Source organism: Brevundimonas sp. (assembly GCF_041919755.1).
GTDB lineage: Bacteria > Pseudomonadota > Alphaproteobacteria > Caulobacterales > Caulobacteraceae > Brevundimonas.
Map to the genome: position 1 here is coordinate 380,682 of NZ_JAYRTD010000001.1, position 24,080 is coordinate 404,761.

The window sequence follows — 24,080 nt, forward strand, 5'->3', positions numbered from 1 at the left end:
GGCTCCGGGCGGGGTTCTTTTCGATCAGTGTGTGGCGACTACGGTTCCCGTGTCCTGCACCGGCTGAGGCGCCGGCAGGGGCTCGGCCGCCTCGTCCCATTCCACCGGGGTCAGCGAGCCGGTCAGAGCCCACTTCAATGCTTCGTCCGCCGTCTTGATCGGGACGATCTCCAGCGCCGACTTCACGTTCTCGGGCACGTCGGCCAGGTCCTTCTCGTTCTCCTCGGGGATCAGCACCGTCTTGATGCCGGAGCGAAGGGCGGCCAGCAGCTTCTCCTTCAAGCCACCGATGGCGGTCACCCGCCCGCGAAGGGTAATCTCGCCGGTCATGGCGATATCCTTGCGGATCGGAATGCCGGTCAGGACCGAGACCATGGCGACCGTCATGGCCACGCCCGCCGAGGGACCGTCCTTGGGCGTCGCGCCGTCCGGCACGTGCACGTGGATGTCGGTCTTCTCGAACACCGGCGGCTTGACGCCGAAGCTCAGAGCCCGCGCCCGCGTATAGGACGCGGCGGCACTGACGCTCTCCTTCATCACCTCTTTCAGGTTGCCGGTGACGGTCATGCGCCCGCGCCCCGGCATCTTGATCGCCTCGATCGTCAGGATGTCGCCGCCAAACTCGGTCCAGGCCAGGCCCGTAACGATGCCGACCTGATCCTCCTCGTCCGTCTCGCCATAGCGGAACTTCTTGACGCCCGCGTAGTCGGCCAGCTTGGCCGCATCGACCGTGATCGACGACAGCTTCTCCTTGGACATCTCGCGCACGGCCTTGCGGGCCAGACCGCCCAGCGCCCGCTCCAGCGACCTCACCCCGGCCTCCCGCGTATAGTAGCGGATCAGGTCGCGGATGGTCTCGTCCGGCACCACGAACTCGGCCGGCGTCAGGCCATTGTCCTTGGTCACCTTGGGCAGCACGTGCCGCTTGGCGATCTCGACCTTCTCGTCCTCGGTGTAGCCACTGACCCTAATGATCTCCATCCGGTCCATCAGCGGCTGGGGCATATTCAGGCTGTTGGCCGTGGTCACGAACATGATGTTCGACAGGTCGTAATCGACCTCCAGATAGTGGTCGCCAAACGCATTGTTTTGCGCCGGGTCCAGTACCTCGAGCAGGGCCGAGGACGGATCGCCCCGCCAATCCGCGCCCAGCTTGTCGATCTCGTCCAGCAGGATGAAGGCGTTGGTCGTCTTCACCTTCTTCATCGACTGGATGATCTTGCCGGGCATGGAGCCGATGTAGGTCCGGCGGTGACCGCGAATTTCCGCCTCGTCACGCATCCCGCCCAGCGACATGCGGACGTATTCACGCCCCGTCGCCTTGGCGATCGACTTGGCCAGAGAGGTCTTGCCGACGCCGGGAGGGCCGACCAGGCACAGGATCGGGCCCTTCAGGCTGTTGGTGCGCGCCTGCACCGCCAGATATTCGATGATCCGTTCCTTGACCTTCTCCAGGCCGTAGTGATCCTCCTCGAGGATGTCCTCGGCCTTGGCCAGGTCGATAGGCTTCTGCTTGGTCTTGCCCCACGGGATCGACAGCAGCCAGTCTAGATAGTTGCGCACCACCGTGGATTCGGCCGACATCGGGCTCATGTTGCGCAGCTTCTTGACCTCGGCCTCGGCCTTGGCCCGCGCCTCCTTGGACAGCTTGGTCTTACGGATGCGCTTCTCCAGCTCCATGATCTCGTCACGGCTGTCGTCGGTCTCGCCCAGCTCGCGCTGGATCGCCTTCATCTGCTCGTTCAGATAATATTCGCGCTGGGTCTTCTCCATCTGGCGCTTCACGCGCGAGCGGATCTTCTTCTCGACCTGCAGGACCGAAATCTCGCCTTCCATCAGGCCATAGACCTTCTCCAGCCGCTCGGGCACGGCGAAGGTTTCGAGCAGGCCCTGCTTGTCGGTGATCTTGACCGACAGATGGGCGGCCACGCTGTCGGCCAGCTTGGAGGGATCGGTGATCTGGGGAATGGAGCTCAGGGCCTCGGGCGGCACCTTCTTGTTCAGCTTCACATAGTTTTCGAACTGCTCGATCACCGCGCGAAGCAGGGCCTCGGACTGGGCCGGTTCGCCCATGTCCTCCTCGATCTCGACGGCTTCAGCCTCGAAATAGTCGGCGCGGTCGGTAAACCGCGTCAGGCGCGCACGGCTCTTGCCTTCGACCAGCACCTTAACCGTGCCGTCGGGCAGTTTCAGCAGTTGCAGAACGGTCGCCAGAACGCCGATCGGATAGATGGCATCGGCGGCGGGATCGTCGTCGGTCGAATTCTTCTGGGTGGCCAGCAGGATCTGCTTTTCACCATTCATGATCTCGTCCAGCGCCTTGACGGACTTCTCGCGGCCGACGAACAGCGGCACGACCATGTGCGGAAACACGACGATGTCGCGCAACGGCAGGACGGGCAGGATCTTGGTCTCGGTCATTCTCGTACTTTCCGGGGTCTTCGTTGATCTCTGACCCGCCGAGGGGGCGTCCGGGGCAAGGGCCCCGGCGTTTCGACTCGGCCCACATTCCGTGGCCTTCGGATCAGTATGTGGTTCGCGTGCGTCCGGGTTCAAGCGTCGCCGCGCGATAGCCGTGGACGGATGCCGCGCAACCACAGACCAGCTTGACCGTTAGCGGTGCCATAGACAGGGAGAAGACCACCATGCGTACGCTGATCCTGACCACCACCGCCGTGGCCACACTGGCTTTGGCCGCCTGCAATCAACCGGCGGAAAGTCCCTCCGCGCCGGCGGCCGCCGACAACGCAATAGACGCCGTGGCCATCGACAAGAACGCGCCTCCACCCGCTCCAGTGGTCCAGGCTCCTCGCCCCGCTCCGCGATCAGCCCCCGCTCCCGCCAACGCAGCCTCAGCCGACACGGAAGAGGCAGCAGCCGCTGCGGGCACCGCAGCTGAAGCGCCCTCTACAGGCATGATGGATGGGCCCAGCCCCGAGGTCCGTGACACGGCGAAGGAAAAGGCCGAGGCGACCAACCTGCGACCCAACTGATCCAGAACTGAAAAGGGCGGGCCCGTCGCCGGACCCGCCCCTTGTCGTCTCATCTGAGCCCGAAGGTCAGGCGGCGCTGTCAGGCGTCGCAGACTTCTTGGACTTGGTCTCTGCATAGATCAGCAGAGGCTGGGCCTTGCCCTCGATCACCTCGGCATTGACCACGACCTCTTCGACGCCCTCGAAGGTCGGCAGTTCGAACATGGTCTCCAGCAGGATGCCTTCCAGGATCGACCGCAGGCCGCGCGCCCCGGTCTTGCGCGTGATCGCCTTCTTGGCCACGGCAGTCAGGGCGTCGTCGGTGAAGGTCAGATCGACATTCTCCATTTCGAACAGACGCTTGTACTGTTTGACCAGGGCGTTCTTCGGCTCGGTCAGGATGGTGACCAGCGCCGCCTCGTCCAGGTCTTCCAGCGTCGCCAGGACGGGCAGACGGCCGATGAACTCGGGGATCAGGCCGAAGCGCATCAGGTCGTCAGGCTCGACCTGCTTCAGCACGTCGCCCATGCGACGCTCGTCGACTTCCTTGACCTTGGCGCCGAAGCCGATGGAAGCGCCCTCGCCGCGCGCGGAGATGACCTTTTCCAGGCCCGCGAACGCGCCGCCGACGATGAACAGGATGTTGGCGGTGTCGACCTGCAGGAACTCCTGCTGCGGATGCTTGCGGCCACCCTGCGGGGGCACCGACGCGACCGTGCCTTCCATGATCTTCAGCAGGGCCTGTTGAACACCTTCACCCGATACGTCTCGGGTGATGGAGGGATTGTCCGACTTGCGCGAAATCTTGTCGATCTCGTCGATGTAGACGATGCCGCGCTGGGCCCGCTCGACGTTGTAGTCACTCGCCTGAAGCAGCTTCAGAATGATGTTTTCGACATCCTCGCCCACATAACCGGCTTCGGTCAGGGTCGTGGCGTCGGCCATGGTGAAGGGCACGTCGATGATGCGCGCCAGGGTCTGGGCCAGCAGCGTCTTGCCCGAGCCGGTGGGCCCGATCAACATGATGTTGGACTTGGCCAGCTCGACGTCGTTGTTCTTCGTCGCGTGGTTCAGGCGTTTGTAGTGGTTATGGACCGCGACGCTCAGCACCTTCTTGGCGTGGGTCTGACCGATCACGTAATCGTCCAGGACGTCGCGGATTTCCTTGGGCGTGGGCACGCCGTCCTTGGTCTTGGAGAAGGAAATCTTGTGCTCTTCACGGATGATATCCATGCACAGTTCGACGCATTCATCGCAGATGAACACGGTCGGCCCGGCGATGAGCTTGCGCACCTCGTGCTGGCTCTTCCCGCAGAAGGAGCAGTAGAGGGTGCTTTTGGCATCTGTGCCGGCGGCTTTGGTCATCGGGCCTTCTCACTCCCGCGGTTCACCCCGATATGAGGCGAAACGCGCATACCTCGCGTTGATTCCCCGACAATGGGCGCGAAGGTCTTCAAAAAATGACAATCACTCATACGGACGCTCGCCACAAGCCCGCCAAGGCGCGGCAGATGCGGATAGCGGACGGAACACTGTTCATGAGGATCGCGGCGAATGTCTGACATGGGGATAGCGGACGGCTTTCGCCAGCAGCCCAGCAAGGGTCAGGCCATCGTCGCCTTCGACTTCGACGGCACCCTGACCGTGCGCGACAGCTTCACCGCCTTCCTGCGCTGGCGCGCAGGCCGTCGCGGCTGGGCCCTGGGCCTTGTGAAGCTCGCTCCCGCGGTCGCTGTCTATGCCAAGGACCGCGACAGGGGGCGCATCAAAGCCGCCTCGGTGAAGCAGTTTCTGAAAGGCGTGTCCCGCGCTGAACTGGAGGCGGATGCGGAAGAGTTCGCCACCGATGTCTGGGCCAAATTCATGCGTCCGGACGCCCTGGCCTGCTGGAAAGACTGGGGCGAACGCGGCGCTCATCGCGTAATCGTGACCGCCTCCCCCGGCCTGACGGTCGCCCCCTTTGCTCGCCGCCTCGGCGCCGAGGGCCTTCTGGGCACCCATCTGGATTTCGATGCCCGCGACCGGCTGACCGGAAAGTTCACCAGCCCCAACTGCCGGGGCGAGGAAAAGGTCCTGCGCCTACGCACTGCCTATGGGGACGCCATGGCCCTTACCGCCGCCTATGGCGACACCTCGGGTGACACGGAAATGCTGGCCATCGCCGAGCAGCCCGGTTTTCGCGTGTTCACGGAACGGCCCTAGTTCCCGTCGGCATCCACGTCGAAGACCACGGGTTTGCCGCGTGACGTAGGATCCCAGCCTGCGGCCATGGCCGACTTCACGGCGTTGCGAACGCTTTCGACGTTGATGCGCTGGCTCTCGAAAATCGGCCGTCCGTTGGGCCGCAGCGGCATCGGAAACTGCACCACCGCCTCGCGCTTGAAGCCTTGCAGGCGCAGAGAAAGTGCGATCCCCTCCCAGCCCCCGCCCGCGACGGGCTGGGGCTGACGCCGGACCTCCCAGTCATAAATTTCGCCATCGACCTCGACGGTGCCGTGGGTATCGCGTGTATGCTGCATGGCGGCCTGATAGCACGATCGGATAAGGCGTCACCGCCGCCGCTTTCAAAAAAATGCAGCCTAGATCTGACGGCTATAGCCAGGCGCGCTCAAGGGTTGGGAAGATTTTCTTGCAGAGCCCTGGCTGCCGCTTGATGCTGGGTGTGACGATTGATGCGCTTGTCTTCACGGACACTGTACAGCCCTTGGAGATAGGCCTCGTCCCAAGCGGTCAGGCCACCACCGGCGAACTCCGGTCTGAACATGTTCAGGACCGTGTCGAACTGGCTCATGTCGGCCTGCATGTCCATTTGAGCGAACGTAACCATCGCGAGGTAGCCCGTTAGGTCGTCCACGCTTCGACCCTGCGTTTGTTCAACGTCTACGACTACCACAAGACGCTGCAGATCATCTCTGGTGCGCCCGCGTTTCAGTGATGGCGAGTGGATGTAAATCGTGGGCGTGCCGTTGAAATCATCGGTCGGTATCGCGCGATCAGTCAGAACGTCATAGTAACTCGGGCGACTGATAGCCCACCAACGCACGGGCGCATCCGTCGTGGCAAAGTGGTTCAACTGCTCTCGGGACAGCGCTACGTCGGAGAGGTTGGGCCGAAACTCACGGGGACGACGCGCGACCCAGCCTTGGGCCACCGCCTGGGCATCGACCGCACCGACAATGATGATGTTCGGCTCACATGTCTCGTCATTGATAGGGACGCCCAGTCTCCCCCCCAACTGCGCCAGCCCATCCGCCAGTTGCAGAGCTATCGCAGGGCGGAAGTTTACGACACCGATGCAGACAGGGCCCTGCCACCGCGCCAAGCCCCGCCCCGGCACTGGGCGCGCGGCCTCCTCCGTAAAGCGCCTGAGCTGTTCTTCAAGCGGTTCAACGTTGACCACGATGTCATCCAGAACCGTCACCGGTTCGTCGGCTTGATCTGGTGGGGGCGGGGTCTGCGCAATGCTCGCCGGTGCACATATTGCCGCTAACAGAACGGCTGCGAGACCAACCAGCACACGCATTCGGGCCTCCAGAACGAGGTTTCACCTCCGCCACCAACCAGAGCTTGCGCCGATAGCGTCGATCCAGCAAGACCGCCGCTATCTGAATAAAACCTAAACCGTCTTCACACCGTCGCTGTCAGCCTGTTCGCGGCGGTCGTAGACGTGGTCGACGATGCCCCAGGCCTTGGCTTCCTCGGCGCTCATGAAATGGTCGCGGTCCAAGGTGCGCTCGACCTCCTCGTAGGTCCGGCCCGTGTGGTGGACATAGATCTCGTTCAGACGACGCTTGGTGTAGCGGATGTCGGCGGCGTGCAGTTCGATGTCCGAGGCCTGCCCCCGGAACCCGCCCGATGGCTGGTGCACCATGATGCGGGCGTTCGGAAGGGCCACCCGCTGACCGGCCGCACCGGCCGTCAGGATCAGAGAGCCGGCGGACGCCGCCATGCCCATGACCACGGTCGAGACAGGGCTCTTGATGTATTGCATGGTGTCATAGATCGCGAGCGCCGAGGACACCTGTCCGCCGGGGCTGTTGATATACATGCTGATTTCCTTTTTCGGGTTCTCCGATTCCAGGAACAGCAACTGGGCGCAGATCAGCGACGCCATCGTGTCTTCGAACGGCCCCGTCAGGAAGATGATCCGCTCGCGCAGCAGGCGCGAGAAGATATCGAATGACCGCTCTCCCCGGCTGGACTGCTCCACCACCATCGGGACCAGGTTCATGTTTATCAGTTCGATCGGATCGCGCATTTCGGGCTTTCTGGATGGATATGGAGCCGACTCGCCGTCGGCGTCCCTCTGGATCAGGATATCGCGTCGCTCACCGCGTGATGCAAGTCACCCCTGAAAAGCAAATCCCCGCTCCGGCGACCGGAACGGGGATCAAGCAGTTATAGGCGCGAAGACGATCAGATGTCGTCGTCTTCCTTCAGCAGTTCTTCCTTGGTGATCGGCGTGTCGGTCACCTCGGCCTGGTCGAAGATCAGGTCGCAGACCTTCTCCTCATAGATGGGCGCGCGCATCTGGGCGGCGGCATTGGGGTTCTGGCGATAGAAGTCCAGCACCTGACGCTCCTGGCCCGGATAGTTGCGGGCCTCGTTCATGATGGCGTTGTTCAGTTCCTGATCCGAGACTTGGACGTTGTTGGCGCGGCCGATCTCGGCCAGAACCAGACCCAGGCGCACGCGGCGCTCGGCGATCTTCTGGTACTCTTCCTTCAGCTTCTTCTCGGACTTCTTGGCGTCGTCCTCGGGCAGGCGGCCGGCCTCCTTGTCGGCCTGCACCTGCTGCCAGATGCCCTCGAACTCGGCCTCGACCATCTTGGGTGGCAGCGGGAAGTTGTGGGCCTTGTCCAGCTCGTCCAGCAGGGCGCGCTTCAGCTTGAAGCGGGCGGCCCCGACGTACTGCTGGTCCAGATTGGTCTTCAGCAGCTCTTTCAGTTTGTCCAGCGATTCAATGCCGATGCGCTTGGCGAAGTCGTCGTCGATCTTGGCCTCGGCCTCAGCCTTGATGGCCTTGACCTTGACGTCGAAGGTCACGGCCTTACCGGCCAGGTGCTTGGCCTGATAGTCTTCGGGGAAGGTCACGTTCAGGACCTTCTCCTCGCCGGCCTTGGTGCCCTTCAGCTGCTCTTCGAAGCCGGGGATGAAGCGGTTGGAGCCGATCACCAGCTGGGTGTCCTCGGCGGCGCCGCCTTCGAAGGGTTCGCCATCCAGCTTGCCCAGGAAGTCGATGGTGACCTCGTCGCCCTCGGCGGCCTTCACGGCCTTGCCCTTCTTGTCTTCGTACGACTTGGCCTGGCCGGCCAGTTCGGTCAGCGCCTCGTCCAGATCGGCATCGGTTGCCTCATAGGTCGGGCGGTTCAGCTTCAGCGTCTTGGGATCCACCGGCGTGAAGTCGGGCATGACTTCCAGCGCCATCTCGTAGGACAGGTCCTCCTGACCGGCGACGACCTTGTCCATGTCGCTGATCAGCTTCATCTCGGCGGGCGCGGCGGGACGCAGCTTGGCGTCGTCCAGGGCCTGCTGGCTGGTCTGGTTAAGGGTGTCGTTGATGATCTCGCCCATGAAGTCGCGGCCAAAGGTCTTCTTGACGTGCGCGACCGGCACCTTGCCCGGACGAAAGCCCTTCAGCTTCATCTGCGGCGCGACTTCCTTCAGCTTGGCATCCAGCTTGCTGTTCAGCTCGGCGGCGGGAACGGTCACCGCGATGACGCGGCTCAGGCCTTCATTGGACTTTTCGACGACTTGCATGGTCGGACTTCTGACGCTCTGTGGCGGCACCACTGTGGCGGTGCCCGCGATGGGGATGAAGCAATAAGGGCCGCCCCTTGCAGAGCGGCACCTCGAAGCCCGCCCTTATGTCGATGCCCGGCCCAAAGGTCAACGCGCGAGCGCTCCGGTCTGGTCACCATCGTCCAGCACCGCTATCTGCGGAGTATGACCCAGCGCCCTGCCCCTATCGGCGTCTTTGTGACACCCGTGACGCCGCTGCAGCAGAACTGCACCACCGTCTGGTGCACGACCACGAAAAAGGCCGCTGTGATCGATCCGGGCGGGTCGGTGGACGCGATCATCGCCGAGGTCGCGCGGCGCGGACTGAGCCTGGACCAGATCTGGATCACCCACGGCCATCTCGACCACGCGGGCGGGGCGGCCGAGATGGCAGGAAAGGCCGGTGTCGATATCATCGGTCCTCACCCGGAGGATCAGTTCTGGATAGACGGCATCCCGGCCCAAGGCCAGGCTTACGGCCTGCCGGAGGCTCGCAGCTTTACCCCGACCCGCTGGCTCGCCGACGGTGATACGGTCACGCTCGGTGAGACGATGTGGGAGGTCTATCACTGCCCCGGCCATACCCCTGGTCATGTGATCTTCTTCAATAGACAGGCCCGGTTTGCCCAGGTCGGAGACGTGCTGTTTTCGGGGTCAGTCGGGCGGACCGACTTTCCGCGCAGCGATCCCGGTGCCCTGCTGCAATCCATCGTGACCAAGCTCTGGCCGCTCGGCGACGACGTTCAGTTCGTTCCTGGCCATGGCCCGGCCTCGACCTTCGGGGCCGAACGCCGGAGCAATCCATTCGTGTCAGACGCGGCGATGCAGCGCGCGCCGATCGCGCGCCCTGCATCCGGTCCCTCCTGAAGGCGTCGCCTAGCGCGACAGCAACAGGCCGATGATCACGCCGACACCCAGCGCTATGACGCTGGATTTGACCGGCTCGTCCTCGATGGCGCTGCGGACCCGCACAGCGCGCGTACGGCTCCAGTCCGCAGCTGCCTTGGCATCCTCGCGGACCGCGCGACGCAGCGGCTGGGGCGAGCCGAATGTCTTGTCCTCTTCCGATCGCAGCAGGGCGTCGGCCTGACGCTCCAGCCGGGCGGACGGGGTCTCCTGATCGTCATCGGCAATCTCGGTGCCATAGGGATTGGCGGTCGTGTCGGTCATCGGATCGTCCTCGATCAAGGTGAAATGGGGACTGGTTCAATCCGCCCGCCGCCCGCCAGTTCCGACCTCCGCAGTAGATCGGGATGAACAACGAGCGTTCCGACCCGTTCTTCTCCTGCAAGGAGAGACGATCATGACCTTCATCGAACCCACTCCCCCCGGAACGCCCCAGCCCGACATCCTTCCGCCGGACACGCCCGGCCCCGACATTGACCCCTCCAGCACGCCCGACGAGGTGCCGCCGCTGGAGCCCGGCGGCGGCGGCGAGGGCGACTCGCGGCCTCACGACGCGGTCTGACCTTGCGAGGCGTTACGACCCGTAACGCTCTCAAATCCGTGAGGTCTGACCCGGAACCGGACAGTGGACAGAGGGTTCTTTCACCGACCATTACCGTTTCTCGAAAGGATCAACCGATGGCTCAAGGCCAGCCGACAAAAGCCTCCGGGGTTTCCAAGCGAGGATTCGCTTCCATGGATCCCGAACGTCAGCGCGAGATCGCCCGCAAAGGCGGTGCCAGCGTGCCCAGCGAAAAACGCAGCTTTTCCCAGGATCGCAGCCTGGCTGCCCAAGCGGGCCGCAAGGGAGGAGAAGCCTCTCACGGTACGCGCAATCCCAAGGATGCCCCACCCGCAGAATAAGCTTCGGAACGCGACAAGAAACCAGGCGGCACCCGATCCGGGGCCGCCTTTTTCATGCCTGCAGTCATGTGCCCAGCAGGGCCAGGGCCACAGACGGGGCTTCGCCGGTTTCGAACGCCGTGACCACCCAGCCGGCCGCCGTGGCCAGTTCGCGGACCGTGTCCTCGGTGAACTTGCGTGAACTTTCGGTATGGATCGTCTCGCCCTCCACGAAGGACACGCGCGTGCCGCAGATGGTCACCTCCATGTCGCGGGTGGCGACGAGATGCATTTCCATCCGCTGCGCCTCGGCATTCCAGCGCGCCTCGTGGGCGAAGGAGTCCACATCGAAATCGGCTTCGAGTTCGGCATTCGCCCGCACCAGCAGATTGCGGTTGAACGCCGCCGTCACGCCCGCTGAGTCGTCATAGGCGGCGATCAGGATCTCCGGTTCTTTCACCAGATCGACCCCCAGAATGAACAGCGCATCGGATCCCAGCAGGCTGCGGGCCGACTTCAGAAAGGCGATCGCCTCGTCCCGCTCCAGATTGCCGATCGTCGAGCCGGGGAAAAAGCCGATCCGTCGGCCTGACCCGATGCCCTCTGGTAGCGGCGGCATGTGCAGGAAGTCGCCGACCAGCGGCACGACCTTCAGGTCGGGATAGCCCTCGCTGATGCGTGCGACCGCGCCATTCAACGCATCGGCGCTGATGTCGATGGGCACATAGGCGGCCAGTCCAGGTGCGGCATCCAGAACGATCCGCGTCTTTTCGCTGGCCCCCGAGCCGAACTCGACCAGCACCGCATCAGGCCCGAACAGGTCGGCCCATTTCGGGGCCACCGTGCGCAGCAGCGCCGCCTCCTGCCGGGTCGGATAGTATTCAGGCAGACGGGTGATGTCTTCGAACAGGTCCGAGCCACGCGCATCATAGAACCATTTGGGCGAGGCGACCTTCGGCGACTGCGACAGCACCGCGATCAGGTCGCGCCGAAACCGGGCCACCTCGCCGTCCCGCGTCTTCGCCTCACCACGTTTGGGCGCGTCTTCGGCCAGTCGAAGTCCCATGAATGCCCACCTTTGATGCGGATAGAAGAAGTTGCGATAGCTGACCCGGTCGTGGCCCGACGGCGTTGCAAAGCTGGAGCCCCGCAAGACCATCTGATTGGCCATGAACTTGCCGTTGTACTCCGAGGCCGTGCCCTCGGTCGGTGCGAAGCCGGGATATGGGCCGTAAGCGCTGGAAGTCCACTGCCAGACCTCGCCGAACGCATTGGCGAAGCCATCGGCACGACATCGCACCGCATGCTCCCATTCCGCCTCGGTCGGCAGGCGCTTGCCCGCCCAGCGCGCGAAGGCGTCGGCCTCGTAGAAGCTGATGTGTCGGACCGGAGCCTCCGGATCCAGCGTGACCCGCCCCGTCAGGGACATCACCGACCAGCTATCGCCATCGCGGTGCCAGTACAGCGGGGCCTGCCAGCCCTCGGCCTTCACCGTCGCCCAGCCGTCCGACAGCCACAGCTCGGCACGGCGGTAACCGCCATCCTCGATGAACCGCAGCCAGTCGCCATTGGTCACCAGATCGACGGCCAGGCCAAACGGCTCCAGCCAGACCCGGTGCGACGGCCCTTCGTTGTCGAACGCAAAGCCTGACCCGTCGTGCCCGACCTGGGTCAGCCCACCCTCCAGCCGAACGACCCCGCCCAGCCTCGGCTCCAGCGGCCGCACGCGCGGCTCGACGGCATAGGCCGCCGGCTCCAGCGGCGAGCGCGACATCAGGTTCAGCACATCCATCAGGAAAAGCTCTTTATGCTGCTGATCGTGATGCAGGCCCAGGGTCAGCAAATAGGTCTGGCGCTCGTCCAGTTCGGTACGCTCCAGCCAGTCGATCATCCGCCGGTCGATCTCGGCGCGATAGACCATGACCTCGTCCAGCGACGGGCGGGTCATCAGGCCGCGCTCGAACCGGTTCACCCGCTGGCCCAGCGCTTCGTAATAGCTGTTGAACAGCGCCTGCAGACGCGCATCGACGGGCTCATATCCCGCCTGGCCCGCCAGCAGCATGGCCTCGAAGAACCAGCTGGTATGCGCCAGATGCCACTTGCCAGGGCTGCAGTCCGGCATCGACTGGGCGGCCAGATCCTCTGCTGACAGACCTTTCGCCAAAGCGGGCATGGCGGCGCGGACCGATCTATAGCGCTCGACCCACTCGGATGCGGGGGCGTTTACATTGGCGGCTGCTGTCATGCGTTTAGTCCCCTGGTCCATCGGATAGGGCGACGGTCTGTCGCTCAACGGACGTGGCCACCTTTTGTTCCTGCCCGACAAGGCTTACCGTCTGACAAACGACGCGATCAGAGCGTGGCGATCGCTTCGATCAGCTCGTCCACGACACCCTCCTCACTGGCCCAGGAACAGACGAACCGTACCGAGCCATCGTCGAACATATAGCAGGCCCAACCCAGGGCGTTCAGCCGGGCGTGCGCCTCGGGCGGCATCCGCACGAAGACTGCATTGGCCTCGACTGGATGGGCCAGCACGAATGACGACCGGCTCTCGATCCCGTCGGCCAATCTCTGTGCCATGCGATTGGCATGGGCGGCGCCCGTCTCCCACTCCCCGCTCTCCAGCAGACCCAGGAAGGGCGCCGCCAGGAACCGCGCCTTGGACGCCGTCTGTCCCGCCTGTTTCAGCCGGTTGTCGATCCTTCGGGCCAGTGACTTGTCGAACATGACGATGGCTTCGGTGCAGTTCGCCCCTGCTTTCGCCCCGCCAAATACCAGGATATCGACCCCCAGGCGCGCGATCTGGGTCAGGTCGAATCCACCCGCCGCCGCATTGGCCAGTCGCGCCCCATCCATATGCACGCCGAACCCGCGCAGCTTCGCGGGCTCGATCAGATGCCTCAGCTCCTCCTCGGAATAGACAGCGCCATATTCCGTGCACTGGGTCAGGCTCAGCGCCGCCGCCGGCTGGCGATGCCCGACCACCGGCTCGTCCAGCGCCGCTGTCAGGGCCAACGGATCGATCTTGCCCGAAAATCCCGGCAGGCCGATCAGGCCCACACCATGCCCGAAAAACCCCGGTGCTCCGGTCTCGTCGGTACAGATATGCGCCGCGTGGTGCGCCAGCACCGCTTCGTGTGGCTGGGCCAGCATCGACAGGGCAATGGCGTTGGCTGCCGTGCCTGAGAACACGAACCGCACCTCAGCATCGGCATCCAGCCGCTGGCGAATCTGGTCCGCCGCCCGTTGGGTTATCTCGTCCAATCCATAGGCCTTCGCATAGCCCGCATTGGCGTCTCCGAGCACCTTCAGCGCCGAGGGGGCCATGCCCGCCGTATTGTCCGAGCCGAAGTCATAGCGCATGGCTCAGGCCTCTCCGCTGTCCTGATGGGCGTCGCCGGGGCTGGCATGGCCGTCGGGCCGGTCCGTCGTCGCATCACGCACGGCCAGGATGGGCATGGCCGCCTCCGCATCTCCATAGGGAACGGCGACCTGATGCGGGAACGGGATTTCAATGCTGGCCGCGTCCAGCGCCTCCTTGGCCGCCTGGAACACATCAGCCTTGGTCTGCCAGTAGTCCTCGGACTTGGTCCAGGCATGCAGGCTGACCTCGACCGAACTGTCCAGCAGATTGGTCACCCCGGCCCAGGGTTCGGGATCCTTCAGCACCTTGTCGTGGGCCGCCGCCGCCGCTGTCAGCACATTGCGGGCGTGGTTCAGGTTTGCTCCATAGCCAACCCCGATCTTCAGCTCGATCCGTCGCGTCTGTTGGCCCGACAAGTTCAGCATGGTGTCGGCAAATACCTTGCTGTTGGGCACCACGATCTTGACGTTGTTGGCATCCGACATCTGGGTGAAGAACAGGTCCAGCCGGGTGACCTTGCCGACATTGCCGTTGATGTCGATCAGATCGCCGACGCGATACGGCCTCAGCACCAGCAGCATCACGCCCGCCGCCACATTGGACAGCGTCCCTTGCAGGGCCAGGCCCACCGCCAGCGACGCTGCGCCCAGCACCGCGATGATCGAGGTCGTCTGCACGCCCAGCCGCTGCAGCACGGCGATGAAACCGATGACATAGACCAGAACCCGCACCACCTGCACGGCAAAGCTGAGCACCGTCGGGTCGTGCCGGAACCCGCGCAGACGCCCCAGGGCCTTACGCGTGGCTCTGGCTGCCCATTTTGCGGCGACCACCGTCGCGGCCAGGATCAGCACAGCAACCGACAAATTGATCGCAAAGTCGCCCGCCATGTCGGTCAGCTTGGCGATCATGGCGGTATCGACGGCCACGGCCTGCTCGCCGGCGGCCACGGCCTGGGTCACGGTTTCGGTCAGGGATGTAGAGAGCATGCGGGGGGTTTAACGCCTGTCTCGCGGATTAGAACCCCGAACCTGCCCGGCGTGGCGCGCTTTCCATCTCGACCATCGCCGCATTGATGGCCGCGACCAGCACCGACAGTTCGATCGGCTTGGGCACGACCGACGTCATGCCCGCCGCCAAACATTCGGCCACCTGATGGTCCATGGCATTGCCGGTCAGGCCGATGATCGGCACCTCGACCCCCGCCCGCCCCGCTTCGCCCCGGCGGATCGCGCGCGTCGCCTCCAGCCCGTCCATCTCGGGCATCTGGACGTCCATCAGGATCAGCTGGAACGGGCGCAGGGCCAAAGCCTCGATGGCCTGGCGACCGTTCTCGACCAGATGCGGCTGGGCACCCAGATGCTCCAGAAGGCTGCGGATCACCGTCCGGTTGGTCTCATTGTCCTCGGCCACCAGCACTGAAAAACTACCCAGCGCATCGTTGACAGGTTGCGCGGTCTGAGCCGCGGTCGCCTCAGCCTCTTCGGCCGGCACGGTCAGCCGAAAGACGCTGCCCCGTCCCATCACGCTCTCGGCCTCGAGCCGCCCCTTCATCAACTCCGCCAGTTGGCGACAGATGGCCAGACCCAGACCCGACCCCTCGTGCGCCCTCCGGTGCGAGCCGTCGGCCTGTTCGAAGGGGCTGAAGATCCGCGATAGGTCCTCGGGCGCGATGCCCAGTCCGGTGTCTCGCACCTCGAACACCAGTTGGTCGTCCCGCAAAGCGATTGACAGATGCACGCTGCCGCCTGCCGTGAACTTGATGGCATTGCCCACAAGATTGTCGATGATCTGACGCAGCCGCACCGGATCACCGCGAAAGCCACCCGCCACCTCAGGCCCGGCCGAGGACGTGAGCGACAGCCCCTTCAACCCGGCCGAGGCGGCAAAGGTGCTGACGCTGTCCGCCGCGATCTGGGCGGGATGGACGACGCCGTCCGTCAACTCCAACCGCCCGGCCTCGATCCGGGACAGGTCCAGCACGGCATTCAGCGTGCCCAGCAGCGTCTCCCCCGACCGGCGGATCACCTCGACCCGCTCGCGCTGCGTCTTGTCCAGCGGGTTCATGGCCATCAACTGCGTCATGCCGAGGATGCCGTTCAGCGGCGTGCGCACCTCATGGCTCATGGTCGCCAGGAAGGTCGACTTGGCCTGCGACGCTGCGTCGGCGGCGACACGTGCAGCCCTCAATTCATCGATCAATCGCCTATTCTCAGCGCAGGACTCGCTCCACGCGGTCCACACCTCCCCGGCCTGTTGTCCGATCACCACCAGTATGCCGACCAGCAGCAGCATCGATCCCACCAGCGCGGGCCCCGCCGCAGTCAGGACATAGGGCCAGAAGGCCACGCCTACGGCGACCAGCGGCGGCATCACCGCGGTGATGTACAGGCGCGGCACGGCATTGAACTGGGCCATGGCCACACAGATCGACCAAGCCTGCAGCATCATGACGACCGCCATCAGCGCCGGGCTGTGAGCGGTCAGCAGGGCTGCGATAGACCCGGCCACACCCAGGCTGAATCTCAGGGCGACGATCGGCATCAGGCCCTGAATGCCTCGACGCGGGTCGATAGGTTCCGCGTGCCACAGACGGCGCAGTCTCCGCTGGATCACCATGTCCACGGAGGCACCCATCCCGCTCGTCACAAGCGCGATCTGCCAGAAGCCCAGCAAGGCCAGCACCAGCCCGCCGGCCGCCCAGGCCCCGAACAGCAGCCACGGCTCGGTGATCATAGTTGCCAGGGTGATGCGATAGCGATCCGGCATGTCGACGCCCAGCCGAAGCGGCGGCGGTTTGGCCAGAAAGGACAGATCGGGCACTCTCAACACCTGCAGTCAACGCTCCAACCCTGGGTCAGGTTAGACCACCCCGCGTTGCAGGCCCACTAAGCAAGGTGGTTACCGGACCAGTCGTCCACCGCTGCGTTCAAGCGAGTCGAGCAGGTCCATCACATCGGCCTGGGTATTGGCCTCACGCGCCGGCTTGTCCCAGCGGATGCGACTGACGCGCGGAAACCGCATGGCCACGCCCGACTTGTGCCGCGTCGATCGGTTCAACCCCTCGAAGGCGATTTCCAGCACCAGGCCGAAATCCGGCTCGGCCTTCACCGACCGCGCCGGCCCAAACCGATCGACCGTGTTGTCACGCACGAACTTGTCGATCTGCTTCAGCTCCTCGTCGGTGAAGCCGAAATAGGCCTTGCCGACCGGGGTTAGCGTCCCCTCGTCGGTCCAGACGCCAAAGGTATAGTCGGAATAGAAGCTGGAACGTTTGCCATGCCCGCGCTGGGCGTACATCAGCACCGCATCGATCACATGTGGGTCGCGCTTCCACTTGAACCATGGCCCCTTGGGTCGTCCGCCGACATAGACGCTGTCCTTGTGCTTCAGCATCAGCCCCTCGGCCGCGGCCCCGACCGGCGGATCGAGCCTCAGCGGCACCAGCGCCTCCCACTCGTCAAACGGGACAAGCGGCGACAGATGCAGCGTCCCCTCGCCGTTTCGCGCCACCAGCGCCTCCAGCCGGGGTCGTCGCTCGGCCAGGGTCAGACCGCGCACATCCTCCCCGTCCTCGGCCAGCAGGTCATAGGCCACGATGGCGGCCGGAAACTTTTCCAGCATGGCCGCATCCGCCGTCTTGCGGTTCAACCGTTGCTGCAGGTCACCGAACGGCGCGACCTGCCCCCCGCATTGAGGATTGGCTCGCCAGACTACCAGCTCCCCGTCGATGGCTCCCTCGAAGAACAGCCCGGCCATGACATCGGGAAAGGCTGCGGATATCTCGTCGCCCGTCCGGGAATAAAGCTTCTGCACACCCTGCTCGCGCACCGCCTGCACGCGGATGCCGTCCCATTTCCATTCCGCGACATAGTCCGCCGGGTCCAGCCTCTCGAAATCCACGGCCTCGTCGATGGCGACCGACAGCATGACCGGCCGGAACCGCCCGGGTGCATCGCCGCTGGGTCGCTCGCTGCGCCCCTCCAGCCAGGCGAACAGATCATCATAGGGTGGGCTCAGTGCATGCCAGATTTCCTCGATGTCGGATGCCGTGACGGGCTCCAGCACCACACTTCCCCGTTCGCTGTCCGGCGAAGGGGGAGCATCAACCTCCGTAGGTCGCATCATCGCCACCGCCGTCTTGGCCAGCCGCGCCGACAGCCCGACCCGCAGCGCGCCAGTCATCAGCTTCAGCAGGGCCCAACGCCCCTTGGGCTCCAGCGCGTCCAGCCAGCCCTCCAGTAAGGGCCGGACTTCCGCCCGCGACGCCTGATGCAAGGCATCCACCACCTCCGACAATTCCGGTTCGCGATTGGGCCGGTAGGCCGGATCGACGGGCCAGATCAGCGCCACTGTCTCCGCCAGATCGCCGACATAGTCATAGGACCAGCCGAACAGCACGGAATCGACCCGGGCCTCCGTCGCCTTGCGGATCATCGCCGGCTTGGCCGCATCGAACGTCAGATCGCCGGTCAGGGCTGCCAGGGCCCAGCCTCGGTCCGGGTCCGGCGTCGCCTTCAGATAGTCGCGCACCAAGACCAGCTTGGCGTTGCGCGACGCCGTCAGCGACAGGCGGTCCAGAAGTTCGGCAAAGGCGCGCATGCGGTCCCGTTCGGCGGCAGATCAGCACCAAACGCGAAAACGCCCCGGAAGTCTCCTTCCGGGGCGCAGTCTCGGTCGTCGGTCGGCTTTAGTTGAACAGGCCGGCGATCACGGCTGTGATCAAACCCGTCGCCACGGCGGTCAGGACGACATCATTGCCGCTGCGGACATAGTGGTAGCCTTGCGGAGGCTGACGCAAGCCATAGCGGCCGTAGTCGCGCACCACATAGGCATTGGTGCGATAGTAGGACGGCATGCGCTGGCCATAGGACCACTGGCGAACCGCGTAGCCGCGCGGGGCGACGTAGCGGGGCGCGTTGTAGCGTCGCTGGGCCTGCTGCCAGCGGGCATACTGACGCTGTTCCTGACGGAACTCCTGGCGGTCCTGACGTTGTTCCTGACGGAACTCACGGCGGTCCTGACGCAGTTCGCGACGGTCCTGACGGTCGTGGCGCGACTGGGCCTCTGCGGCCGTAGCAACGCCCACGGTCGAGCCGGCGATCACGGCAGCCAGCGTAGCGGTGAGGATCTTGTTCATGATGGGCTCCTTGAGCGGTCGTCGAACCATTTCGACTTGAGCCCACAGTGCTCCGCCGCCCCTGAGGCCCGCCTGAACGACCGGGCTCAGGCCCCGTTCAGGCCGCGACCGAAATCTCGCCGCTATCTTCCAGGCGGCGCACGCTCGCCCTGCCCCCGCCCACCTGGTTCATCACGCGTGCCAGGGCCGCGAAATCGATAGGCTTGTTCAGATAGGCGTCTGCGCCGGCATCCAGACCGGCCTGATGATCCTCTCGCCGTGCCGATGCGGACAGCACCACGATTGGCGTTTCGGTGTTGGGACCGACCGCACCGCGTATGGCCCGCGTCGCCGACAGCCCGTCCATGACCGGCATATTGACGTCCATTACGATCAGGTCGAACCGCTCGCGACCGGCCACCTCGACGGCGATCTGTCCGTTTTCGGCTGTGGATGACACATGTCCGGCCGATCCCATCCAGGCCTCCAAGATCATGCGATTGACCGGATGGTCCTCCACGATCAGGACACTAAGGGCACCACCGCCCTCGACATCGGCGTGAATCGGCTCCGCCTCCTTCTGCGTGGTCCAGGCGACGACCTGGGCCTCGACGGTGAAGGTGAAGGTCGAACCCTTGCCCGGGGTCGATTCCACATGGATGTCGCCGTGCATGATGTTGGCCATACGCTTGGCAATGGTCAGGCCCAGGCCCGTGCCACCGAACCGGCGTGTCGACGACGCATCGACCTGGGTGAAGGGCTGAAACAGGCGCTCCAAATCGGCCGGCGCGATACCGGCCCCCGAATCAGTCACAGAGAAGTCGAACTTCACCCGGTCGTCCGACAGCCGCGTGCACTTGGCCAAGAACACGACCTCGCCCGCATCGGTGAACTTCACGGCATTGGACAGCAGATTGTGCAGAACCTGGCAAACGCGCAGCGGATCGCCGCGCACGATGGCGGGGACGTCACCCTCAAAGCGCGAGACGAAGGTCAGCCCCTTGGCCTCGGCCTGGGCCTGAAACGGACCGGCAGCCCGGCGGTGCATGTCGTCACTGTGGATGTCCACGACCTCGAAGGTCATGCGACCCGCCTCAATCTTGGTCATGTCCAGAATGTCGTTCAGCAAGCTGAGAAGATTGTCGCCCGAGTTTCGGATGATCGACAGATACTCCCGCTGGCTGGTTTCCAGCCGGGTCGAGGCCAGCAGCTGGGCCGCGCCCAGCACACCGTTCATCGGCGTCCGCAGTTCGTGCGAGATCACGCCCAGGAAGTTGGATTTGGCGTCGCTGGCTGCCTTGGCCTTGTCACGCGCGGCCTCCAGCTCCTCGATCAGATGCGCCTGATGCTCCTGGAATGCCGTGATGCGATCCTCGCGCAGCATTGTCATGGTCACCAGCACGAACAGGCCGGCCACCGTAAATGGCACCACAGCCAGGAAGGCCCAGAACAGCGACGATCCCCACAGCGACGCAAGGATGATCAGGGCCGCGACACCATAAGGCGAAGAAATGACCAAGGCCTGCCGCGGCGAACTGCGCAACTGCGCGAACACCAGCACATAGCCGGAAATCAGCAGCGCCATCGCCAGCGCATGGCCGAACGGATGGCCCGAGAACCACGCCATCAATGGTGCGACGGCCCAAGCCGCCGTCGTAGCTGTCGCCACAAGCGGGAAGACCATGCCCCAGCCAGATCCGACGCGCGAACTGACGCCCTTTTCGACCTGACCGCGCAAGGCACCCGCCACCACGGTCCCGAAGAACCAGATCAGGGCGTTGATGCCGCCTACAACCGGCAGCAGACCGACCGCCCAGCTGGCAATGATCAGATAGCGCAGATACTGGGTCTGCAGGATGGCGCGCAGGGCCTGTGCGGCTTCGCCGGGGCGCTGCTCGCCCGTCAGCGCCTTGCCGATCCCGTCCGATTCGACCATTGCCCGTCCCACAGTCACACAACCCCAAATGTCAGGCTACGAACAACCTTCTAAGACGGGGTGAACGATGTAATCCGGCCCGCTGCGGCTGAGGCAGCGAGGATTAGCTCGCCGTCGCGGCGTCCTCGCCGGGCGTGAGAGCCGTGATCGACAGGGCGTGCACCGGCCCAGCCAGTTCGTCGCGCAAAAGGGTGTTGATCGTCCGCTGACGCTGCACCCTCGCCTGACCTTCGAAGGCCTGCGACACCACGGTCAGATTGAAATGGCTCTCTCCGCCGGGCGTTGCATCCACGCCGCCTTCGTGATGGTGCCCGGCGTGGCGCGCGCTGTCGTCATCCAACTCCAGACGGCTTGGCGAAAGGGCCGCGGTCAGTTTTTCGCGGATAATCGTCGCAATCGGGCCGTCCGGCATGGTCTTGTCCTTGTTGAAGTCCAAATCGGCCCTACACTTTGTGCGATGCCGAACGACTTTCAATACAAGCCCCGCTTCACCGACATGCGGATCAAGCCGCCCCGCCCCGAGGAAGAGGCGGCCAAGGCCGATGTCCTGCATCTGAAGCCTGGCCAGAAGCCTTGCGAATGGCCCGACTGCCGTCAGGCCGCGACGGCCCGCGCGCCCAAGTCGCGCGAGCGGCTGAACGACTTCTATGACTTCTGTCAGAAGCACGCGGGCGAATATAACAAGGGCTGGAACTTCTACGCCGGCATGAGCGAGGACGAAATCCGCGCCGCCAAGGAGAACGAGGCCATGACCGGCGGTCGCCCGACCTGGGAGATGAAGGCCGGGGCCAACTCGCGTGAGGCCGCCGCCGATGCCGTGCGTCGCGGCAAGCTGAAGGCCGATCCCGGTAACTGGCGCGACAGCTTCGGCCTGTTCGGCCGCCGCACCCAGGAACAGGCCTCGCCTGCCGGTGAGGACAGCTTGCGCCTCGGCAAGCTGGAGCGTGCGGCCCTCGCCGACCTCGATCTTGATGCCCGCACCGACAAGGCCGGCGTCAAGGCGCGCTATCACGAGCTGCTGAAACGCTTCCACCCGGACCTGAACCAGGGCGACCGCGGGGCCGAGATGAAGCTGCAGCGCGTCATCAAGGCCTACAAGACGCTCAAGAAGGCCGGCCTCGCGGCCTAGCATTGGGCCGGGTCGTGCCTAGCTAAGGAGCCCCTTCACTCAGGAGCTCTCTCATGGACGTCCTCTACACAGCCCACGCTTCCGCCACCGGCGGTGGCCGCGACGGTCGCAGCCGCACGGACGACGGCAAGATCCACGTCAGCCTGTCGGTGCCCAAGGCCATGGGCGGCGACGACGGCCCCGGCACCAATCCCGAACAGCTGTTCGCCACCGGCTATGCCGCGTGCTTCCTGGGCGCATTGCGTCTGGTCTCAAAGGAGGCCGGCACGCCCGTCGGTCCCGACACCCAGGTCCACGCCTCGGTCGGTTTCGGCAAGAACACCAGGGGCGAAGGCTTCAACCTCGACGTGGCCCTGAAGGTCACCGACACCGGCCTGGATCAGGCGACGGCCCAGTCGCTTGTGGAGCGTGCCCATCAGGTCTGCCCCTATTCCAACGCCACCCGCGGCGGCGTCGACGTTCGCGTCAGCGCGGAATAAATCCCTGCGGCACCGCGCGCATGTTGAGCCTCGCGCGCGGTGCCTCTAGGAGGGGGCATGACCTCCCTGCTCGACGCCACCCCCGATCCCCTGCTGACGCTTGAACCCGCGCGCCACGCCAGCGTGCGCGAACTGTTCGGCGTCGACAGCGACATGACCGTGCCGGTCTTCGCCGAGCGCGATCCCCATGTGCCCGAGATCGATGACAGCTATCGCTTCGACCCCCAGACGACGCTCGCCATCTGCGCGGGCTTCAGCTTCGACCGCCGCGTCATGGTCCAGGGCTATCACGGCACCGGCAAGTCGACCCATATCGAACAGATCGCCGCTCGCCTGAACTGGCCCCTGGTGCGCGTCAATCTAGACAGCCACGTCAGCCGCATCGACTTGGTTGGCAAGGACGCCATCGTCCTGAAGGACGGCAAACAAGTCACCGAGTTCCGCGAGGGCATGCTGCCCTGGGCCATCCAGCGCCCGATCGCCCTGGTCTTCGACGAATACGACGCCGGCCGTCCCGATGTGATGTTCGTGATCCAGCGCGTGCTGGAGGCGCAGGGCCGTCTGACCCTGCTGGACCAGAACCGGGTGATCCGCCCGCATCCCCTGTTCCGCCTGTTCGCCACGACCAATACCATCGGCTTGGGCGACACCTCGGGCCTTTATCACGGCACCCAGCAGATCAATCAGGGCCAGATGGACCGCTGGAACATCGTCACCACCCTGAACTACCTCGACCACGACGTGGAGGCCGAGATCGTCGCCGCCAAGGTTCCCGAATGGGCTGACGCCGAGGGCAAGCGCAAGATCGCCGCCATGGTCCGTGTCGCCGACATGACCCGCAACGCCTTCATGAACGGCGACATCTCCACCGTCATGAGCCCCCGCACCGTCATCACCTGGGCCCAGAACGCCATCATCTTCGGCGGCGACGTGGGGCTGGCCTTCCGCCTGACCTTCCTGAACAAGTGCGACGAACTGGAACGCCCGACGATTGCCGAGTTCTATCAGCGGGCGTTCGGGGAGGATCTGCCGGAGGCAGCGACGCGGGTGAAGGTGGGCTAATCTGAGGCGAGGTATTGCCAAGGTTTCATGTCTGCAAACGGAACCCCCCGCTCCTCTCTGCGCTATGACGGCACGCCTTCCCGGCACCCATTCATTCGAGAGGATTTCTCCATGACCGACCAACGTATCGAAGGCGCCGCCAACACTGTCGGTGGCCGCATCAAGGACGGCATCGGCGGCCTGACCGGCAATGACCGCCTGCAGGCCGAAGGCAAGTTCGATCAGGTCAAGGGCAAGGCGCTGGACGCCTATGGTCGCGTCATCGACGGCCTAGACGGCCTCGTTGAAAAGGCCCCGGTCCAGTATCAGGAAAAGGCCCGCCAGGGTCTGGACTTCGCCCGCCGCAAGCCCCTGCTGACCACCGGCATCGTGGCCGGCGTGGCCGTGCTGCTGAGCGGCTTGGGTCGCCGCCGGTAAGGCGAGGCGTTCGCCGCACAGACAAAAGGC

The 24,080-nt window shown here is 64.6% G+C and carries 24 protein-coding genes; 9 read left to right on the plus strand and 15 right to left on the minus strand.

All coding sequences use genetic code 11. From position 1 onward, the window contains the following. Positions 1-24: 24 nt before the first annotated feature. Positions 25-2,421 carry an endopeptidase La gene (gene lon / locus ACE3TH_RS02025; RefSeq protein ID WP_374596836.1) on the minus strand — a complete coding sequence of 799 codons (2,397 nt, stop codon included), beginning with the start codon at positions 2,419-2,421 and terminating at the stop codon, positions 25-27. A gap of 224 nt (positions 2,422-2,645) precedes the next feature. Here lon and ACE3TH_RS02030 point away from each other — a divergent pair, with 224 nt between their 5' ends. Beyond that, complete coding sequence (locus tag ACE3TH_RS02030; RefSeq protein WP_374596838.1) at positions 2,646-2,993, plus strand: hypothetical protein; 348 nt, start codon at positions 2,646-2,648, stop codon at positions 2,991-2,993. Positions 2,994-3,059: 66 nt separating this feature from the next. Here the strand turns inward: ACE3TH_RS02030 and clpX are convergent, their stop codons facing one another. Then, positions 3,060-4,337, minus strand: coding sequence for an ATP-dependent Clp protease ATP-binding subunit ClpX (clpX, locus tag ACE3TH_RS02035; protein ID WP_296168999.1), 1,278 nt, complete (start codon positions 4,335-4,337; stop codon positions 3,060-3,062). A 189-nt stretch (positions 4,338-4,526) separates the two neighbouring features. On the opposite strand from clpX, the gene ACE3TH_RS02040 reads away from it, so the two are divergent. Next, positions 4,527-5,174, plus strand: a complete 648-nt coding sequence (locus ACE3TH_RS02040) for an HAD-IB family hydrolase (protein WP_374596840.1) — start codon at positions 4,527-4,529, stop codon at positions 5,172-5,174. On the opposite strand, the gene ACE3TH_RS02045 is transcribed toward ACE3TH_RS02040, so the two are convergent. The 4 genes from ACE3TH_RS02045 to tig all read right to left on the minus strand — a co-directional run bounded on the left by ACE3TH_RS02045 (position 5,171) and on the right by tig (position 8,732). After that, complete coding sequence (locus ACE3TH_RS02045; protein ID WP_374596842.1) at positions 5,171-5,491, minus strand: hypothetical protein; 321 nt, start codon at positions 5,489-5,491, stop codon at positions 5,171-5,173. The two genes, ACE3TH_RS02040 and ACE3TH_RS02045, sit on opposite strands and share 4 nt — an antisense overlap. Before the next feature lie 89 nt (positions 5,492-5,580). Then, positions 5,581-6,495, minus strand: coding sequence for a hypothetical protein (locus ACE3TH_RS02050; RefSeq protein ID WP_374596844.1), 915 nt, complete (start codon positions 6,493-6,495; stop codon positions 5,581-5,583). 93 nt (positions 6,496-6,588) lie between these two features. Further along, a complete protein-coding gene (locus tag ACE3TH_RS02055; RefSeq protein ID WP_374596846.1) occupies positions 6,589-7,230 on the minus strand; it encodes an ATP-dependent Clp protease proteolytic subunit in 642 nt (213 codons plus the stop codon). A gap of 158 nt (positions 7,231-7,388) precedes the next feature. Next, complete coding sequence (tig, locus tag ACE3TH_RS02060) at positions 7,389-8,732, minus strand: trigger factor (RefSeq protein WP_374596848.1); 1,344 nt, start codon at positions 8,730-8,732, stop codon at positions 7,389-7,391. A gap of 186 nt (positions 8,733-8,918) precedes the next feature. Here tig and ACE3TH_RS02065 point away from each other — a divergent pair, with 186 nt between their 5' ends. After that, positions 8,919-9,620: an MBL fold metallo-hydrolase gene (locus ACE3TH_RS02065; RefSeq protein WP_374596850.1), complete on the plus strand. Its 702-nt coding sequence runs from the start codon at positions 8,919-8,921 to the stop codon at positions 9,618-9,620. Between the two features lie 9 nt (positions 9,621-9,629). Here the strand turns inward: ACE3TH_RS02065 and ACE3TH_RS02070 are convergent, their stop codons facing one another. Further along, complete coding sequence (locus ACE3TH_RS02070; RefSeq protein WP_374596852.1) at positions 9,630-9,923, minus strand: hypothetical protein; 294 nt, start codon at positions 9,921-9,923, stop codon at positions 9,630-9,632. 133 nt (positions 9,924-10,056) lie between these two features. Here ACE3TH_RS02070 and ACE3TH_RS02075 point away from each other — a divergent pair, with 133 nt between their 5' ends. Both ACE3TH_RS02075 and ACE3TH_RS02080 read left to right on the plus strand, forming a co-directional pair. Continuing rightward, the gene (locus tag ACE3TH_RS02075) at positions 10,057-10,221 is read left to right on the plus strand and encodes a hypothetical protein (RefSeq protein WP_374596854.1); all 165 of its coding nucleotides are present in this window, start codon (positions 10,057-10,059) and stop codon (positions 10,219-10,221) included. A gap of 116 nt (positions 10,222-10,337) precedes the next feature. Next, complete coding sequence (locus tag ACE3TH_RS02080; protein ID WP_292171786.1) at positions 10,338-10,562, plus strand: general stress protein; 225 nt, start codon at positions 10,338-10,340, stop codon at positions 10,560-10,562. A gap of 64 nt (positions 10,563-10,626) precedes the next feature. Here ACE3TH_RS02080 and egtB read toward each other — a convergent pair whose 3' ends face one another. From egtB to ACE3TH_RS02120, 8 genes are all read right to left on the minus strand, one after another. Beyond that, positions 10,627-12,786, minus strand: a complete 2,160-nt coding sequence (gene egtB, locus ACE3TH_RS02085; protein WP_374596856.1) for an ergothioneine biosynthesis protein EgtB — start codon at positions 12,784-12,786, stop codon at positions 10,627-10,629. A 107-nt stretch (positions 12,787-12,893) separates the two neighbouring features. Continuing rightward, positions 12,894-13,907 (minus strand): low specificity L-threonine aldolase, encoded by a 1,014-nt coding sequence (locus ACE3TH_RS02090; RefSeq protein WP_374596858.1) that lies wholly within the window; start codon positions 13,905-13,907, stop codon positions 12,894-12,896. Positions 13,908-13,910: 3 nt separating this feature from the next. Further along, the gene (locus ACE3TH_RS02095) at positions 13,911-14,897 is read right to left on the minus strand and encodes a mechanosensitive ion channel family protein (protein ID WP_374596859.1); all 987 of its coding nucleotides are present in this window, start codon (positions 14,895-14,897) and stop codon (positions 13,911-13,913) included. 28 nt (positions 14,898-14,925) lie between these two features. Beyond that, on the minus strand, positions 14,926-16,731 hold the full coding sequence (locus ACE3TH_RS02100) for an ATP-binding protein (RefSeq protein WP_374596860.1): 1,806 nt from the start codon (positions 16,729-16,731) through the stop codon (positions 14,926-14,928). Positions 16,732-16,809: 78 nt separating this feature from the next. After that, entirely contained in the window at positions 16,810-18,510 is a 1,701-nt protein-coding gene (locus tag ACE3TH_RS02105; RefSeq protein ID WP_374596862.1) for a cisplatin damage response ATP-dependent DNA ligase, read from the minus strand. Positions 18,511-18,598: 88 nt separating this feature from the next. Further along, positions 18,599-19,048: an RcnB family protein gene (locus ACE3TH_RS02110; protein ID WP_374596864.1), complete on the minus strand. Its 450-nt coding sequence runs from the start codon at positions 19,046-19,048 to the stop codon at positions 18,599-18,601. 97 nt (positions 19,049-19,145) lie between these two features. Continuing rightward, complete coding sequence (locus ACE3TH_RS02115) at positions 19,146-20,963, minus strand: ATP-binding protein (RefSeq protein ID WP_374596866.1); 1,818 nt, start codon at positions 20,961-20,963, stop codon at positions 19,146-19,148. A gap of 103 nt (positions 20,964-21,066) precedes the next feature. Further along, entirely contained in the window at positions 21,067-21,375 is a 309-nt protein-coding gene (locus ACE3TH_RS02120; RefSeq protein ID WP_374596868.1) for a BolA family protein, read from the minus strand. Positions 21,376-21,420: 45 nt separating this feature from the next. Between ACE3TH_RS02120 and ACE3TH_RS02125 the strand changes: the two genes are divergently transcribed. The 4 genes from ACE3TH_RS02125 (at position 21,421) to ACE3TH_RS02140 (ending at position 24,050) form a co-directional block, all read left to right on the plus strand. Continuing rightward, complete coding sequence (locus ACE3TH_RS02125) at positions 21,421-22,092, plus strand: J domain-containing protein (protein WP_374596870.1); 672 nt, start codon at positions 21,421-21,423, stop codon at positions 22,090-22,092. Positions 22,093-22,145: 53 nt separating this feature from the next. Further along, positions 22,146-22,571, plus strand: coding sequence for an organic hydroperoxide resistance protein (locus tag ACE3TH_RS02130; RefSeq protein WP_374596872.1), 426 nt, complete (start codon positions 22,146-22,148; stop codon positions 22,569-22,571). Between the two features lie 57 nt (positions 22,572-22,628). Next, on the plus strand, positions 22,629-23,633 hold the full coding sequence (cobS, locus tag ACE3TH_RS02135; protein WP_374596874.1) for a cobaltochelatase subunit CobS: 1,005 nt from the start codon (positions 22,629-22,631) through the stop codon (positions 23,631-23,633). Between the two features lie 111 nt (positions 23,634-23,744). Continuing rightward, complete coding sequence (locus tag ACE3TH_RS02140) at positions 23,745-24,050, plus strand: CsbD family protein (protein WP_374596876.1); 306 nt, start codon at positions 23,745-23,747, stop codon at positions 24,048-24,050. The last annotated feature ends 30 nt before the right edge of the window (positions 24,051-24,080 follow it).